The organism is Streptomyces gelaticus, from assembly GCF_014649535.1.
Taxonomy (GTDB): Bacteria; Actinomycetota; Actinomycetes; order Streptomycetales; family Streptomycetaceae; genus Streptomyces; species Streptomyces gelaticus.
Genome location: NZ_BMTF01000013.1, coordinates 36,827 through 51,756 on the forward strand (window position 1 = coordinate 36,827; position 14,930 = coordinate 51,756).

General features: G+C 72.5%; 8 protein-coding genes. 4 read left to right on the forward strand and 4 right to left on the reverse strand.

The window, feature by feature from the left end; genetic code table 11:
* Nucleotides 1-86: 86 nt before the first annotated feature.
* The 4 genes from IE107_RS19540 to IE107_RS19555 all read left to right on the forward strand — a co-directional run bounded on the left by IE107_RS19540 (nt 87) and on the right by IE107_RS19555 (nt 7,079).
* Nucleotides 87-3,635, forward strand: a complete 3,549-nt coding sequence (locus IE107_RS19540; RefSeq protein ID WP_189545232.1) for a bifunctional glycosyltransferase/CDP-glycerol:glycerophosphate glycerophosphotransferase — start codon at nt 87-89, stop codon at nt 3,633-3,635.
* A 431-nt stretch (nt 3,636-4,066) separates the two neighbouring features.
* Nucleotides 4,067-5,068 carry a glycosyltransferase family protein gene (locus IE107_RS19545; RefSeq protein ID WP_229867097.1) on the forward strand — a complete coding sequence of 334 codons (1,002 nt, stop codon included), beginning with the start codon at nt 4,067-4,069 and terminating at the stop codon, nt 5,066-5,068.
* 51 nt (nt 5,069-5,119) lie between these two features.
* Nucleotides 5,120-6,634, forward strand: a complete 1,515-nt coding sequence (locus tag IE107_RS19550; protein ID WP_189545107.1) for a bifunctional glycosyltransferase/class I SAM-dependent methyltransferase — start codon at nt 5,120-5,122, stop codon at nt 6,632-6,634.
* Between the two features lie 70 nt (nt 6,635-6,704).
* Nucleotides 6,705-7,079 carry a DMT family transporter gene (locus IE107_RS19555; RefSeq protein ID WP_229867099.1) on the forward strand — a complete coding sequence of 125 codons (375 nt, stop codon included), beginning with the start codon at nt 6,705-6,707 and terminating at the stop codon, nt 7,077-7,079.
* A gap of 78 nt (nt 7,080-7,157) precedes the next feature.
* On the opposite strand, the gene IE107_RS19560 is transcribed toward IE107_RS19555, so the two are convergent.
* The 4 genes from IE107_RS19560 to IE107_RS19575 form a co-directional block, all read right to left on the reverse strand.
* Nucleotides 7,158-8,069, reverse strand: coding sequence for a carbohydrate ABC transporter permease (locus tag IE107_RS19560; protein ID WP_189545108.1), 912 nt, complete (start codon nt 8,067-8,069; stop codon nt 7,158-7,160).
* A complete protein-coding gene (locus IE107_RS19565; RefSeq protein ID WP_189545109.1) occupies nt 8,066-9,484 on the reverse strand; it encodes a carbohydrate ABC transporter permease in 1,419 nt (472 codons plus the stop codon). The genes IE107_RS19560 and IE107_RS19565 overlap by 4 nt, the downstream gene beginning before the upstream one ends.
* A 4-nt stretch (nt 9,485-9,488) precedes the next feature.
* Nucleotides 9,489-10,850: an ABC transporter substrate-binding protein gene (locus IE107_RS19570; RefSeq protein WP_189545110.1), complete on the reverse strand. Its 1,362-nt coding sequence runs from the start codon at nt 10,848-10,850 to the stop codon at nt 9,489-9,491.
* Between the two features lie 141 nt (nt 10,851-10,991).
* Nucleotides 10,992-14,483, reverse strand: a complete 3,492-nt coding sequence (locus IE107_RS19575; protein ID WP_189545111.1) for an FHA domain-containing protein — start codon at nt 14,481-14,483, stop codon at nt 10,992-10,994.
* Nucleotides 14,484-14,930: the final 447 nt, after the last annotated feature.

Below are 14,930 nucleotides of genomic sequence, written 5' to 3' on the forward strand. Positions count from 1 at the left end.
GGGAGATACCCCTGCCGGTGACCCCCGGCCCGTACCGGGGTTGAGCCACAAGGACAACCAGGCCCCGATGAACGGACGTGCCCAACATGCCGCCACGGCTCAGTGTCGTCGTACCCGTCCACAACGTCGAGCTCTATCTGACGGACTGCCTGAAGTCCCTCGCTGAGCAGACCATGGCCGACCTGGAGGTGGTGATGGTCGACGACGGGTCCACCGACGACAGCGCGGCCCTGGCCGCCGCCTTCGCCGAACAGGACGGCAGGTTCCGGCTGGTGAGCCAGGAGAACGGCGGGCTCGGGCACGCCCGCAACACCGGGGTCCGCAACTGCGATCCGGGCGCCCGCCATCTCGCCTTCGTCGACAGCGACGACGTGCTCCCGCCCCGCGCGTACGAACTCCTCGTCGGCGCCCTGGACGAGACCGGCTCGGACCTCGCCTCCGGCAACGTGCTGCGGCTGCGGGCCTCCGGCAGGCTCCAGCAGTCACCCGACCTCCGCAGGCCCATGGCCACCACCCGGCTGCGGACCCACATCTCCCGGGACTGGGACCTGGCCGCCGACCGGATCGCCTGCAACAAGGTCTTCCGCAGGTCCTTCTGGGACGAGCACGCCTTCGCCTTCCCGGTCGGCGCCCTCTACGAGGACATCCCGGTCGTCCTGCCCGCCCACTTCCTGGCCCGCTCCGTCGACGTACTGAAGGACCCCGTCTACCACTGGCGCGACCGGCCCGGCTCGGTCACCACCCGCCGCGCCGTCGTCCGCGGCGTCCAGGACCGGGTCTCGCACCTGCTGGGCGTCTCCGCCTTCCTCGACGAGCACCGCGACGCCGCCGACAAACGGCAGTACGAAGCGCATGTGCTCGCCGACGACCTCTGGTCCTTCATGGAGGCGCTGCCCGACGGCGACGAGGAGTACCGGCGCGCCTTCCTCACCTACGCCAACGAGTTCACCGACCAGGTCGACCCGGCCGTCCTCGACGCGCTGCCGCTGCGGCTGCGGCTGATGTGGCACCTCGTGCGCGAACGGCGGACCGGAGAACTGCTGGACCTGCTCGCCTTCGACAAGGCCGAACCGGGTGCCTTCGAGGTGCGGGGCGTGCGCCGCCGCACCGCCTCCTTCCCCGCCCTCACCCGGCCGGTGCCGCGCCCGGTGCTCCGGGTGGGCGAACGGGACCTGCCGCTCACCGCCCGGCTGCGGGACGCACACTGGCGGGGCGGCAGGCTGCACCTCAAGGGGTACGCGTACATCCGCAATCTGCCCGCCGGCCCGCGCGCCGCCGAATTCCGGGCCGGCTGGCTGCGGGCCGGGCGCCGGCACGTGGTGCCGCTGCGACTGCGCACGGTCGACGAGCCGGAGGCCACCGCCCGGTCCCGGCAGAGCCTGCACGACTACGACCGGTCGGGCTTCGAGACCGTCGTCGACCCGGCCAGGCTCCGCATCGACCCGGGCGGCAGCCTCGAACGGCTCACCTGGCGCCCGGAGATCGGCATCGCCGGACACGGCATGCTGCGCCGTTCCGGGCTCTCCACCGACGAGGTGGCCGCGCCGCCGCCCGTGCACCGCCCCGACGGCGACCACCGGATCGTGCCCGCCTTCGACGGCGGCAGGCTGGTGCTGCACGCCGAGCGGATCGACGCCCGCTTCGAGACGCACCGCGCGGGCGGCACCGGCGACGGGACCGTCGCCGTGGTCATCGACGGCATGATCCGCGACCGCCTCGGCAAGGGGCCGCTGCGCCTCGTGCTCACCCACGGCCCCTCCGGCACCACCATCGACCGCCAGGTGACGGTGCACGGGGGGACCGTGCCCTCGGCGGCGGGATGGCGCCGGTTCACCGCGGACATCCCGCTCGGCGCCTTCGCCGACGCCCGGCCGGACACGGCACAGGGACCGGGGTGTGCCGAGATCCCGTACAGCCTGCATCTCGTCGGGCCGGACGGGCGCCGGACGCCGGTCGACGTGCCGGGGCCGGTCCTGCCCGGCCGCTACCCGCTGGCCGGGGCCGGCGGCGAGCGGCGCGAACTCGGCCTCACCACAGGCTCCCGCGGCGATCTGCTGATCAGCGACCGCACCGTGCAGCCCGCAGTCGACCTGGCGACCTGGACGCAGGACGGACAGCTCCTGCTGGAGGGCAGCTTCCCCGGCCTCCCGGAACGGCCCGTCGAGCTGGTGGCCAGGCACGGTGGCCACGGCGAGGAGGCCGTCCTCCCCCTCACCCTCCGTGGGCCCGCCGACGCCCGCCGGTTCAGGGCCGCGCTCCGGCCGGACGCCGTCGAGGGCCCCGGCGGGAAACTGCCGCTGGGCCAGGGCCACTGGCACCTCTTCCTGCGCGAGCGGGGCGCGCGGGACGAGACGGGCGACGTCCCGCTGCGCATCCCGGCCGCCTCCCACCGCACCCTCCCCGCCGCCCGCACCCTCGCCGGCCGGACGTACACCGTCGAGCGGCGTTTCCATGACCAGTTGCTGATCGACAGCGCCCCGGTGCTCACCGCCGGGGAGCGCGGGCCGCGCGGCAAGCGGCTGCTGCGCGAGGCGTACCGGACCCGGCGGACCGCACCGCTGCGCGACACGGTGCTGTACAGCAGCTTCGACGGCCGCCAGTACTCCGACTCGCCGCGCGCGATCCACGAGGAAGTGGCCCGGCGGGGCGCCGGACCGGAGCATCTGTGGGTGGTGCGCGACCAGCAGGCCCGGATCCCGGCGGGCGCCGCGGCCGTCGAACACGGTTCGGCCGCCTGGCACGAGGCGCTGGCCCGCAGCCGGTACGTCGTCACCAACACCCAGCTCCCGGAATGGTTCGAGCGGCGCGAGGGCCAGTGTGTCGTCCAGACCTGGCACGGCACCCCCCTCAAGCGCATCGGCCTCGACCTCGCGGGCACCGCGCGGGCCGACACCGCCCACCTCGCCACCATCGAGCGGCGTGCCCGTCAGTGGAGCCTCCTGGTCTCCCCGAACAGCTTCGCCACCCCCGTCCTGAGGCGCTCGCTCGGCTACCGGGGCGAGGTCCTGGAGTGCGGCTACCCCCGCAACGACCTCTTCCGCGCCCCGGACCGGACCAAGATCGCAGCTGCGGTGCGGGAGCGGCTCGCCCTCCCCGAGGGCAAGCGGGTCGTGCTGTACGCGCCGACCTGGCGCGAGGACCAGCCGCTCGGCGGCGGCCGCTACGCTTTCGGCCTGCGGCTCGACCTGGCCGCCGCCGAACGCGAACTCGGCGCGGACACCGTCCTGCTGGTGCGCCGCCACTACCTGGTGTCCGGCCGCCTCCCGGACAGCGGCAGCGGCTTCGTCCGTGACGTCTCGCGCTACGGGGACGTCGGCGAGCTGATGCTGATCAGCGACGCCCTGGTCACCGACTACTCCTCGCTGATGTTCGACTTCGCCCCGACCGGCCGCCCGATGCTCTTCCACACCTACGACCTGGCGCACTACCGCGACACCCTGCGCGGCTTCTGCTTCGACTTCGAGGCCCGCGCCCCCGGCCCGCTGATCCCCGGCTCCACCGGCCTGGTCGAGGCGCTGCGCGACCCGGAACGCTCCGTCGCGGGACACGCGCAGGCGTACAAGGCATTCCGCCGGGACTTCTGCGACCTGGACAACGGGCACGCGGCGGCGGCCGTGGTCGACCGAATGCTGTAATGCGCACCGCCCGGCCGGTACCGCCGCCGGCCGGGCGGAAACAGCGGAACCCCCACACCACCCCTGAACCGTTCGAGTGATTCAGGGGTGCGAATGTTTGCGCGAACGCGCGGCGCATTCAAGTAATGGTCCTTCTCGGTGTGGCCATCGGTGCGTTGCTCAACGTCTTCGGGTTGCTACGTTCTGCTTTCATGGGTATCCGAATGCGATGCGAAACCTGGGACGTGCCACGTGCAAGAGCGATGGTGCTCATCGCCGCGGTCGCGGGTCTTGTCACCCGAATGCTGATCGCGGCGAATATGCCGGGCCCGGCCGATGTGCGGATCTTTCATGGTTTCGCAACGGCGATCGTGCGTCACGGGCCCATTCGGATTTACGAACAGCCACTGCCGGGACTTCCCGTATACAACCATCCGCCACTGGCCGGCTGGATGCTTCTCGGTCTGAATGAACTCTCCGAACTGGGCATCCCGTTCGGAACACTGATCAGATTGCCCGCCTCGGTCGCCGACTTCTTCTGCGCGCTCCTCGTCTTCGAAATCGTGCGCCGGCGCGCCCGTCTCGGCGCCGCCGTCGCCTGCGGTGTGGGCGTGGCCGCCAGCCCCGTGCTGATCGCCACCTCCGGCTATCACGGCAACACCGACGCGGTCGCCATCACCTTCGCCCTGGCCGCCGCCCATCTGCTCGTGGACCGGAAGGCGCCGCTGGCCGCCGGGCTGGCCGCCGCGCTGTCGATCAGCGTCAAGTTCATCCCCGTGGTGGTGATCCCGGCCCTGTTCCTCGTCGCGCTGCGGGCCGGCCGGCCCGCGTTCGTCCGCTTCTCCGCCGGGTTCGCCGCGCTGGTCGCCCTCGTCTGGGGGCCGGTCCTGATGAGCGTGCCGGAGAACCTCAAGGAGAACGTCCTGGAGTACGCGGGCGGCGGCTACCGCCTCTGGGGGCTCGTCCGGTTCGCCGACCTGTTCGGCCTGCCGGAGTCCTTCATCACCTTCATCGAGGGCGACGGCCACTTCCTGTTCGTGCTGGTCTGTGTGGCGGCCGGGGTCTGGCTCGCGTGGCTGCGGCCCGCCCAGCTGCCCGTCGTCGTCGCCGTCACGATGAGCCTCCTGCTGCTGCTCTCCACCGCGTCCGCGCTCCAGTACCTGACCTGGGCCGCCGCCGGGCTGTTCGTCGTCGGGTTCTGGGAGGGCGCCGCGTACAGCTGCCTGCTCGGCCTGACGGCGGTCCTCGGCTACCAGGGACGCTCCGCGGTGCGCTGGAGCGAAACGGTGCTGCATCTCGGCGAGGCCGGCTGGGTGGTTCTCGCCGTGGGCCTCGCCGGGGGGATCCGCAAGATCCTCGCCACCCGGCCGGAGCCGCCGGGACAGCCGCCCGCCGGCGGGAGCACCCTCACGGCGCCCCGCGCCTCGCAGCCCACCGGATCCGCCGTCAACTGACCGCAAGCAAGCACCGAGCACCGAGCACCGAGCGCAACTGGAGAACGCCCCGTGAAGGAAAGCCCGAGCCCCAGGATCGGCATCCTGGTGGTCGCGTACAACGCCGAGACGACGCTGGAGAAGACCCTCGACCGCATTCCGGAGGACTTCCGGTCCAAGGTCGCCGAGATCCTCATTCTCGACGACGCGAGCCATGACGCGACCTTCACCGCGGGCTGCCGCTGGTCGCAGACGGAGGGAATGCCGCGGACCGTGGTGATGCGGCACACCAAGAACCTCGGATACGGCGGAAACCAGAAGGCCGGATACGCGCTGGCCGCCGAGCACGGACTCGACATCATCGTGCTGCTGCACGGCGATGGACAGTACGCCCCGGAATTCCTGCCGGACATGGTCGCACCCATCGAACGCGGCGAATGCGAGGCCGTCTTCGGATCCCGGATGATGAAATCCGGATCGGCACTCGACGGCGGCATGCCGATGTACAAATGGCTCGGCAACCGCATTCTCACCCGCGTGGAGAACGCCCTGCTCGGCTCGCAGCTCACCGAATTCCACTCCGGATACCGTGCCTACAGCGTCGCGGCACTCAAGAAGCTGCCGATCCACCGGAACACCGACGCGTTCGACTTCGACACCCAGATCATCGTCCAGCTGCTCAACGAGGGGATGCGGATCAAGGAGATCCCGGTCCCCACCTACTACGGCGACGAGATCTGCTACGTCAACGGCATGAAATACGCGAAGGACGTCGTCAAGGACGTCCTCGAATACCGGCTCGCCGTCAAGGGGTTCGGCACCTGCGGCTGGATCCCCAAGCCCGTCGAGTACGCCTTCAAGGAGGGGGACGGCTCCTCGCACGCCGTCATCCTGGAGAAGATGCGCAGCCTCCCGCCCGGCCGGGTCCTCGATCTCGGCTGCTCCGGCGGCCTGTTCGCCCAGCGCCTCGAAGCCCTGGGCCACGAGGTGACGGGCGTGGACTACATCGAGGTCCCCGGCGTGCGCGAGAAGTGCACCCACTTCCACCTCGCCAACCTGGAGGAGGGGCTGCCCGTCGAGATCGGCGTCGGCTACGACTACGTGGTCGCCGGCGACGTCATCGAGCACCTCTCCCGCCCCGAGCGGGTGCTCGCCGAGGTCGCCGGGGTGCTGCGGCCCGGCGGCCATGTGCTGCTCTCCGTACCGAACTTCAGCCACTGGTACTCACGGCTGCGGGTCGCGTTCGGCGTCTTCGGCTACGACCGGCGCGGCATCCTCGACGAAACGCATCTGCGCTTCTTCACCCGGGCCAGCCTGCGCCGCACGGTCAGGGACGCGGGCTACGACGTCCTCGGTATCGCGTCGACCGGGGCCCCGTTCTGGGCGCTGCTCGGCGGCGGACCGCTCCCCGCGGTCCTGGGCGGAATGTCGAAACTGCTCACCCGGATCCGGCCGACGCTGTTCGGCTATCAGCACGTCGCACTGCTCACCCCGCATGCGGCCGAGACGATCATCGCTGGAGAGCACGTCGATGTACAGGACATCCTCAACCGACAGCACGCCCCTGCCGACCGGGTCGGCGTCTGAGGCCGCCGTTCCCCGTCCCACCCCCGCCCCGGAGCCGCAGTCCCCGGGGGCCGCAGTCAGGAGCAAGGTCTTGACCCTCCCCAGTCTGATGCTGCTGCTGTTCGCCGTGTTCTCGTCGGCGGGCGGCCAGATCATGCTCAAGCACGGGATGAAGAGCGCCGCGGCCGCCGCGGGACACGGCGGCGGATCCGTCGCTCTGCGGGCCGCGACCAGCCCCTGGGTCGTGCTGGGCCTGGTGGTCTTCGCGGTCTCCGCCCTCGCCTGGATGGCGACCCTGGCCAAGGTGCCGCTGTCCATCGCGTACCCGTTCAATGCCCTCGGGTATCTGCTGATCGTGCTGGCCGGGGCGACCGTGCTGCACGAACGGACCTCGATGTGGACCTGGGGCGGCTCGCTGCTCGTGGTCATCGGCCTCGTCACGGTGATGGCGGGCCAGCAGCGCTGACCGCGCCGCCGTCGGACGGGCCGCCGCTCGGGCCCGTCCGACGGCCGGCTCCGGCCCTCGGGGCCTGTCCGGCAGCGCCTACTTCACCGCGCCCGCCATCACGCCGGAGACGAACTGGCGCTGGAAGGCGAAGAAGACCGCCAGCGGAATCACCATCGACACGAAGGCGCCGGGCGCCAGCACGTCGATGTTGTTGCCGAACTGCCGTACCTGCTGCTGGAGGGCGACCGTGATCGGCGGCGAGTCCGAGTCGGCGAAGATCAGCGCGACCAGCATGTCGTTCCACACCCAGAGGAACTGGAAGATCCCGAGCGAGGCGATCGCCGGACCGCCCAGCGGCATCACGACCCGGGTGAAGAGCCGGATCTCGCCCGCCCCGTCCAGCCGGGCCGCCTCCAGCAGCTCCCTCGGGATCTCCGCGAAGAAGTTCCGCAGCAGGAAGATCGCGAAGGGCAGACCGAAGGCCGTGTGGAAGATGATCACGCCGAAGGTCGTCTCGAAGATCCCGACCGCGCCGAAGAGCTTGGATACCGGGACCAGGGCGACCTGCACCGGGACCACCAGCAGCCCCACGACCACCAGGAACCACCAGTCCCGGCCGGGGAACTCCATCCAGGCGAAGGCGTATCCGGCCAGGGAACCGATCACCACGACCAGGACGGTCGCCGGGACGGTGATCACGACCGTGCTGAGGAGGGAGTGGGTGATCGTCGAATTGTCCAGCAGCGCGGCATAGTTGTCGAAGGTGAGCTGGGACGGGGCCGTGAAGACCTTCCACCAGCCGGTCGCCGCGATGTCGTCCGCGCCGCGCAGCGAGGACAGCAGCAGCCCGATCGTCGGCATCAGCCAGAACAGGCCCACCAGAACGAGGAAGATCCGCATCGCACCACCGCCGGCGCGGGCGGCGATGCGTGCGCCGAGGGACCGTCCGGCCTTCACCGGAACGTCTTCGGCCGCTGTGCTCGTGGCCGTGGTCGGCGCTGTCGTCATCGGCGCCCCTCCTTCCGGATCCGGCGGATGTTGACGTACATCACCGGGAGTACCAGCAGCAGCAGGAGTACGGCGATGGCGCTGCCGATCCCGAGGTCGGCGTCCGTGCCGAACGAGGAGCGGTAGAGCTGGAGCGCCAGCACGTTCGCGTCGGCCAGCGAGGAGCCAGGGGAGATGATGAAGACCAGGTCGAAGACCTTCAGGACGTTGATCATCAGCGTGACCAGCACCACAGAGAGGACGGGCGCGAGCATCGGCACCGTGATCCGGCGGAACACCTGCCACTCGTTCGCGCCGTCCACCCGGGCCGCTTCGAGGAGTTCACGGGGCAGCCCCGCGAGCCCCGCCGCGATCAGCACCATCGCGAACCCGGCCCACATCCAGACGTAGGAACCGATGATCCCGGGGGTGACGAGGGTCGGGCCGAGCCACTCGACCCCGTTGTACGGCTCCTCGAAGTTCGAGGCCGGCAGCCGGAGTCCGGCGCCGTCCGCCGACGCGGGCAGGGTGAACGTGCCGTCCGCACCCGCCGTCGCCGAGGCGACCACCTTGCCGTCCTTGACCGCCTCGACCTTGAGGCCCTTGAGCCCCAGCTCCTTGGCGTCGATGACATTGGGCCGGCCCCCGCCGCCCTTGGTGAAGTCCAGCCACGCGGTGCCGGCGATCTCGCCGTCCTTCGCCGCGGCGGCCTTCGCGGGCTTCGCGTCCTTCGGCATGTTCGCCGGGATCACACCGACCAGCGGCAGCTGCACCGGCTGCCCGGCCCGTACCGGCGCCTTGGTGACGAACGAACCGCCGGCGCCCGCCTTGAGCGGGTGGACGGGGAGCGGATGCGCCTTCGGATACCCCGACGACTCGGTGAAGGTGTCGTGCACACCCACCCATACGGCGTTGGCGACCCCACGCTCCGGAGCGGCGTCGTACACCAGCCGGAAGATGATGCCGGCGGCGAGCATGGAGATCGCCATCGGCATGAAGACGACCAGCTTGAAAGCCGTGCCCCAGCGGATCCGCTCCGTGAGCACCGCGAAGATCAGCCCGAGGGCCGTGGAGACCGTCGGCGCGAGCACGACCCAGATCGCGTTGTTCTTGACCGCCGTACGGATGGTGTCGTCCGTGAACAGCGCCTTGTAGTTGTCGAGCCCGGCGAAGCCCGTACCCGCCTGGTCGAGGAAGGACCGGTAGACGGAGTACACGATCGGATAGACCACGAGCGCGCCCAGCAGCACCAGCGCGGGTGCCAGGAAGAGCACCGCGATGAACCGGCGGGTGCCGGTCACGCTCCGGCGGCTGCGCCCCGGCCCGGCGGACGACGGGTCGGACGGCTTCCTGGGCGCGGGCACCGACGGCCCGGCGGACGATTGCTTGTCGGCGGGGGGCACCGCGTCGGCGCCCCCCGCAGTGGCTGTCGTCATCGCGTCAGCTCTTGTACGCCTTGGCCGCGTCGGACTCCAGCTTCGCTTGAGTCCCCGCGATGTCCTTCGGGTTCTTCAGGAAGTCCTGGAGGGTCTTCCACTCGCCCTTGCCCGGCGTCCCGCCGAAGGACTGCGGCGCCTGGTCGGACATGTCGAACCGGACGGAGTCACCGGCCGAGATCAGTGCCTTCGCCATCGTGCGCTGCACCTCGTTCGGGTACGCGGAGGCGTCCAGGGCCTTGTTCGGCGAGATGAACCCGCCCTGCTCGGCCATGATCTGCGCGGCGTCGGTCGAGCCCAGCCAGGTCAGCAGGGCCTGGGCGCCCTTGCCGTCCTTCAGTGCCACGGCTGCGTCGCCGCCGGTCACGACGGGGGACTCGGCGCCGACCGCCGGGAACGGGAACACCTTGGCGTCCGTCCCGATCTCCGCCTTCGTCTGCGCGATGTTGACACCCACGAAGTCGCCCTCGAAGACCATCGCGGCCTTGGGCTGGTCGCCACCGGTGAACGTCTGGGTGACCGAGGCGGGGAACTCCGTCTGCAGGGCGCCGTCGGCGCCGCCCGCGATCAGCGACGGCTTGCCGAAGAGCTGCGCGAGCGTGGTCAGCGCGTCCTTGACGGACGGGTCCGTCCACTTGATCTTGTGCTGGGCCAGCTGGTCGTACTTCTCCGGACCGGCCTGGGAGAGATAGATGTTCTCGAACCAGTCGGTGAGCGTCCAGCCGTCCGCACCGCCGACGGAGACCGGGGTGACACCCGAGGCGGAGACCGTCTCGGCCGTCTTCAGGAAGTCCTTCCAGGTCTTCGGCTCGGCCGCGCCCGCGTTCTCGAACGCCTTGGTGTTGTACCAGATCAGGGACTTGTTGGCGGCCTTGAAGTAGACGCCGTACTGGGTGCCGTCCACCGCGCCGAGGTCCTGCCAGACCTTCGAGTAGTTCTTGCTCAGCTGGGCCTTGGCCTCGGGGCCGACCGGCTTCGCCCACTTCTTCCGGGCGGCCTGCTGGATCGCTCCGACCTGCGGGATCATCGCGACGTCCGGCGGCTGACCTCCCGCGATCTTCGTACCGAGGAAGTTGACGATCGGGTCCTGCGCCGGGACGAAGGTGACCTTCGCGCCCGTGCGCTTCTCGAACTCCTTGAGGACCTTGACGAAGTTGGCCTGCTCGGCACCGGTCCAGACGGCCGCGACCGAGAGCTTCTCGCCGTCCAGCTTGGGCAGTACGACACTGGAGGGGCTTCCCTTGCCGCTCCCCGAGCTCTTGTCCGCCCCGTCCTTCTTGCCGTCGTCACTGCAACCGGTGAGGGCCAGGGCGCCGACGGCGGTGAAGACCGCGGCGGCCCTGCTGATCCGAAGGGTTGTGCGCATTGCTTCCCCGTCTCTCACATCGTTGTGTGCGCACAGTCCTATGCCCGGCGTGCGGGCGCCGCAATACCGCTTCTCGTGTCAACTCCTTGATCGTAATGGGCTCGTGACGTGATGTCAGTGGATGTCCGGACCCGGGTTCCGTCAGGTGTGCACGGGCCCGAACGGGGCTATCGGCTCGGCGTTCACCGAACGGGCCGCCCGCTCCAGCGCACTGGCGAGCAGCGCCAGGTCGGTCGGCCCGTTGCCCAGCTCGCGGACCGGGCGCCGGGCCGGCGGATCGCCCATCCGCTCCCACTCCAGCGGCACGACGGTGGGCCGCAGCGTGGCGGTACGCGGTATGCGCCCGGTCACCCGGCCGCCCTGGAACGGGGTCACCCGCCCGTCCGGATGCCCGAGCCTGCCCCGTCCGGGCGCCGGGTCCTCCGGCGACGGCGGGACCACCGGCGCGTCCAGCACGATGCGCAGCCGGGCCCCGTGGGCCAGGTCCGTGTCCTCCGTACGGTCCGGGCGGGCGGACGCCGCGACCAGGTGGACGCCCAGCCGGCCGCCCTCCCGTGCCACGGCCTCCAGGGCCCGCACCACCGAACCCGCGGCGGGGCGGCCGGGGCTGCCGAGCGCCGGAGCGACCAGCGCGTCGAAGTCGTCGACCAGGACGACGAGCCGGGGCAGCGGGGAGGGGCCGGGGTCCGAGGAGCGGGCGGTGGGGCGCAGCCGGAGCGTCCCGCTCATCGGGGCGTCCACGTCACCGCGCTGTTCCGCGGTGGCCGGCGGACGCTGGCCGACCATCCGCCGTGCCACCTCGTGCCGGTGGTGCCACTCGGTGAAGTCGCAGGGGCCGAGCAGCTCGGCGCGGCGCTTCAGCTCGCCGCCCAGCGCCTGGGCGAACTCCCTCATCCGCACCGGATCGGAGGCCACCAGGTGTGTGAACGCGTGCGGGAGTTCGGTACAGGGGCCAAGGCCCTCGCCGCGGTCGCCGCCCGCGCCGTCGACCAGCAGGATGCCCAGCAGGTCGGGCCGGGCGGCCGCGGCGAGCGAGGCGGCGACGGCCCGCAGCAGCTCCGTGCGCCCGCTGCCGGCCGGTCCCTCGATGAGGAGGTGGGGGCCCTCGTCCGCCAGATCCACGCTGACGGCGCCCCGGGGTCCGGCCCCGAGCACCACCACGGGACGCCCGACGGCCGCGGGGGTGCCGGTGCCCGCCCCTTCGCCCGCGTCCGCGGTCGGCGGCGCGGGCGTGCGTCCGGCCGGGGCGGCGCTTCCGGCGCCCCGTGCGGCGACCCGGGGCGTGTCACCGCCGCGCGGCCCGCTGACCCGGCTTCCGGAACCGCCGGGGTACGGGGTGCGGCCGGAGTCCGGGTAGGAGGTGCGGCCGGAGTCCGGGTACAAGGTGCGGCCCGAGTCGGGGGTGCCGTGGCCGTCGTCCTCGGGGGTGCGGCGGTGGACCGGGGCGCCGATGTGGGTGGCGTTCTCGCTGCCGGGGTACGGGGTGCGGCCCGAGCCGGGGGCGTATCCGCCCGGGCCCGGCGCGCCGCCCACGCGCTGGGCGCCCACGCGGTGGCCCGCGCCGCGCGGGTGCTCCGTACGGCCCGAACCGCGGCTCCCGGTATCGGCCCCCTCGTCCGCGCCGCCCGCCGGTCCGCCCGTCCAGCGGCCCGAGCCGCGCACCGTGGCGCCCGGCTGGTCGTCCGCGGTGGAGGCCCAGCGGGCCATCAGGGAGGCCGGGGTGGCACGGGCCAGACCCAGCTCGTCCAGCAGACGGGCGGTCGTCGGGAGCACGGCCGACGCCGACCGGCCGTGGCTCGTGGCCGGGCCCTCCGTGCGCAACGGGGCCAGCGCCCGGCCGAACCGCTCGGCCCAGTGCGCCGACACCGCGTCCACCGCGGCGACCGTGCCGCGGCCCGCGGCCCGGCCGTCCGCCGTCCGCAGCAGCCGCAGGGCCGTCGCCACATCGCCGCTGAGCATCGCCACCGCCCCGCACTCGCGGAACGCGATCGAGGCGTGGCAGGCGGCCTCGTACGTCGCCGCGACCGGTGAGGTGGGCGTGGCGGCCGGGGTCTCGGCCAGGCAGATCAGATGGATGCCGGCCGCGGCACCGGCGGCGGCCAGCCGGGCGGTGTTCTCGCGCAGCGCCGCCGAGCCCGGATCGCCGTCGACGACCACCACGGTGTACGGACCCGCGTACCGCTCCGCGGCCTCGGCGACCGTACTTCGGTCCTGGCTCGCCCAGCCGGGCCCGAGCGGGCCTTCGTCCAGCCGGCGCACCAGCTCCGTGACACGGGCGGTGGCCTGCTCGCGGTCGTACGCCAGAAGCAGCCGGCAGTCCTGGCCGTGCGTCGGCCGCAGATGGGGCAGCCAGCCGAGCCAGCCCCATTCGCGTCTGCGCTCGTCCGCGCCGCGGGCGCGGTCCGTGCTGATCAGCACGATCTCCAGATCGGCGGGGGAGTGCAGCGCGGCGAGCTGCGCCACCGCCGAGCGGGCGAGCCCGGCCAGCCGGGTCCGCGGCCCGGCGAGCCCGAGCGAACCGGCCTCCCGCAGCCCCACCGTCACCGGCACCGCGGGCAGCTCGGCCCGGTCCGTCGTCCCCAGGCGCACCACGAGCGCCTCGGGGTGGGCGGTGCCGCGCTCCCACAGCCGGGGTCCGGGGCCGAGCGCGGTCAGCAGCACGGCTGCCGGGTCGGGCCAGGCGCTCTGCGCGGCGGAACCCGACGACGCCGAAAGGGCGGCCGGGAACGGCGGCCCGGCGGCCCCCGCCCCGTCGGGCGCGGCCTCGTGCACGGGCTCGCCCCTGCTGCCCGTGAGCCTGCGTGCCCAGGCGCCTATCCCGCCCCGCCGGGGAGCCCCGTCGTCCGGGACGGGGGAGGGGGGTTTGCCGGTACGCCCGTCGTCCTCGTTCCCGTAGGCGCGACCGGGGCCGGAGTCCTCCTGCGCGGGGGGTGCGGGGGAGACCGGCGCCGCGTGACCGTGCCCGGCGCCGTCGTCGGCACCCGCCGTGCCGGACACCCGCAGATGGCCCTCGCCGTCGGGAGCCGTGGCCAGCGCAGGCGCGGGCGCGCCGGAGGTCAGCCGGAGCGTGGACTCGCCGAGCCGGAGCAGCGCACCGGGCTTCAGCCGGACCGGACGGTCGCGGACCTCCGTACCGTCCAGCAGGGTGCCGTTGGTGGAGCCGAGGTCCGCCACCGAGACCAGGCCGTGGGCGGAGACCGTCACCGTGCAGTGCAGCCGGGACACATCGGGGTCGTCGAGCGGGACGTCCGCGTCGGCGGAGCGGCCGATCCGGATCCGGCCGCCGTGCAGCAGATGGACCCCGCCCGCGTCCGGCCCCGCGACCACGTGCAGCCGGGCCGGGACGGCGTCGTCCACCGCCTCGTCCTCGCCCGGGACCTGGAGCGAGAGCACCGCGCCGTCCACCAGTGGCGGCTCGCCCAGCGCGCACCGCTGGGCGTCGAGCCGCTCACGCCCGGCGAACAGCACCACCGCGCCGCTGCCGAGCGAGCCGTCGGGCCCCAGGACGGCCGCGGCCAGGTTGGAGGCCACGGTGGCGAGCGCCGTTCCGGGCGGGGCGGTGACCAGCACGTCGCACGCGCGCGCCGGGGTCTGGCCGCTGCGCGGCGCGAGGACGGTCAGCCGGATCTGCATCGCCGTCGGCGGTCCCTTCTGCGCGGGGCGCCGGGCAGGGGAAACGCCCTGTGATTCCCCCCACCCGACACGGACGCGTCGTCCGGTACAGGTTCGTCACGTGCCGCAGGGCTCCCGACCCCACAGTCCGTGCTGGAGGCATCCTCGCACCTGCGACCGACAACGCGCCCGGCGGTCACCGCTAAGTGATCTTGAAACGTCGGCTGTGCGCCCATAAATGCCTGCTTGACACCTGCCGCTGAGGAAGGAACCGCTCCGGAAAGTGCGTCCGCGGCGGATCCTCGCACATGTGTACGGCAACCATCCGCCCGGTGTGAGCGTCTTGTTCCGCAACCGGCCGGTTCCTCCTCGGGGCGGCACCCGGCCACCGGCGGACAGGGCGGCGAAAGCAACCGGACGGAGCTGCCCGGCCCCGCCGGTCACCCCACTAGAGTGGGCGGAACTCCC

Coding starts and splice junctions, on each gene's coding strand:
- IE107_RS19540 (WP_189545232.1), top strand. CDS start 87: ATGCCGCCACGGCTCAGTGTCGTCGTACCCGTCCACAACGTCGAGCTC.
- IE107_RS19545 (WP_229867097.1), top strand. CDS start 4,067: ATGCTTCTCGGTCTGAATGAACTCTCCGAACTGGGCATCCCGTTCGGA.
- IE107_RS19560 (WP_189545108.1), bottom strand. CDS start 8,069: ATGACGACAGCGCCGACCACGGCCACGAGCACAGCGGCCGAAGACGTT.
- IE107_RS19565 (WP_189545109.1), bottom strand. CDS start 9,484: ATGACGACAGCCACTGCGGGGGGCGCCGACGCGGTGCCCCCCGCCGAC.
- IE107_RS19570 (WP_189545110.1), bottom strand. CDS start 10,850: ATGCGCACAACCCTTCGGATCAGCAGGGCCGCCGCGGTCTTCACCGCC.
- IE107_RS19575 (WP_189545111.1), bottom strand. CDS start 14,483: ATGCAGATCCGGCTGACCGTCCTCGCGCCGCGCAGCGGCCAGACCCCG.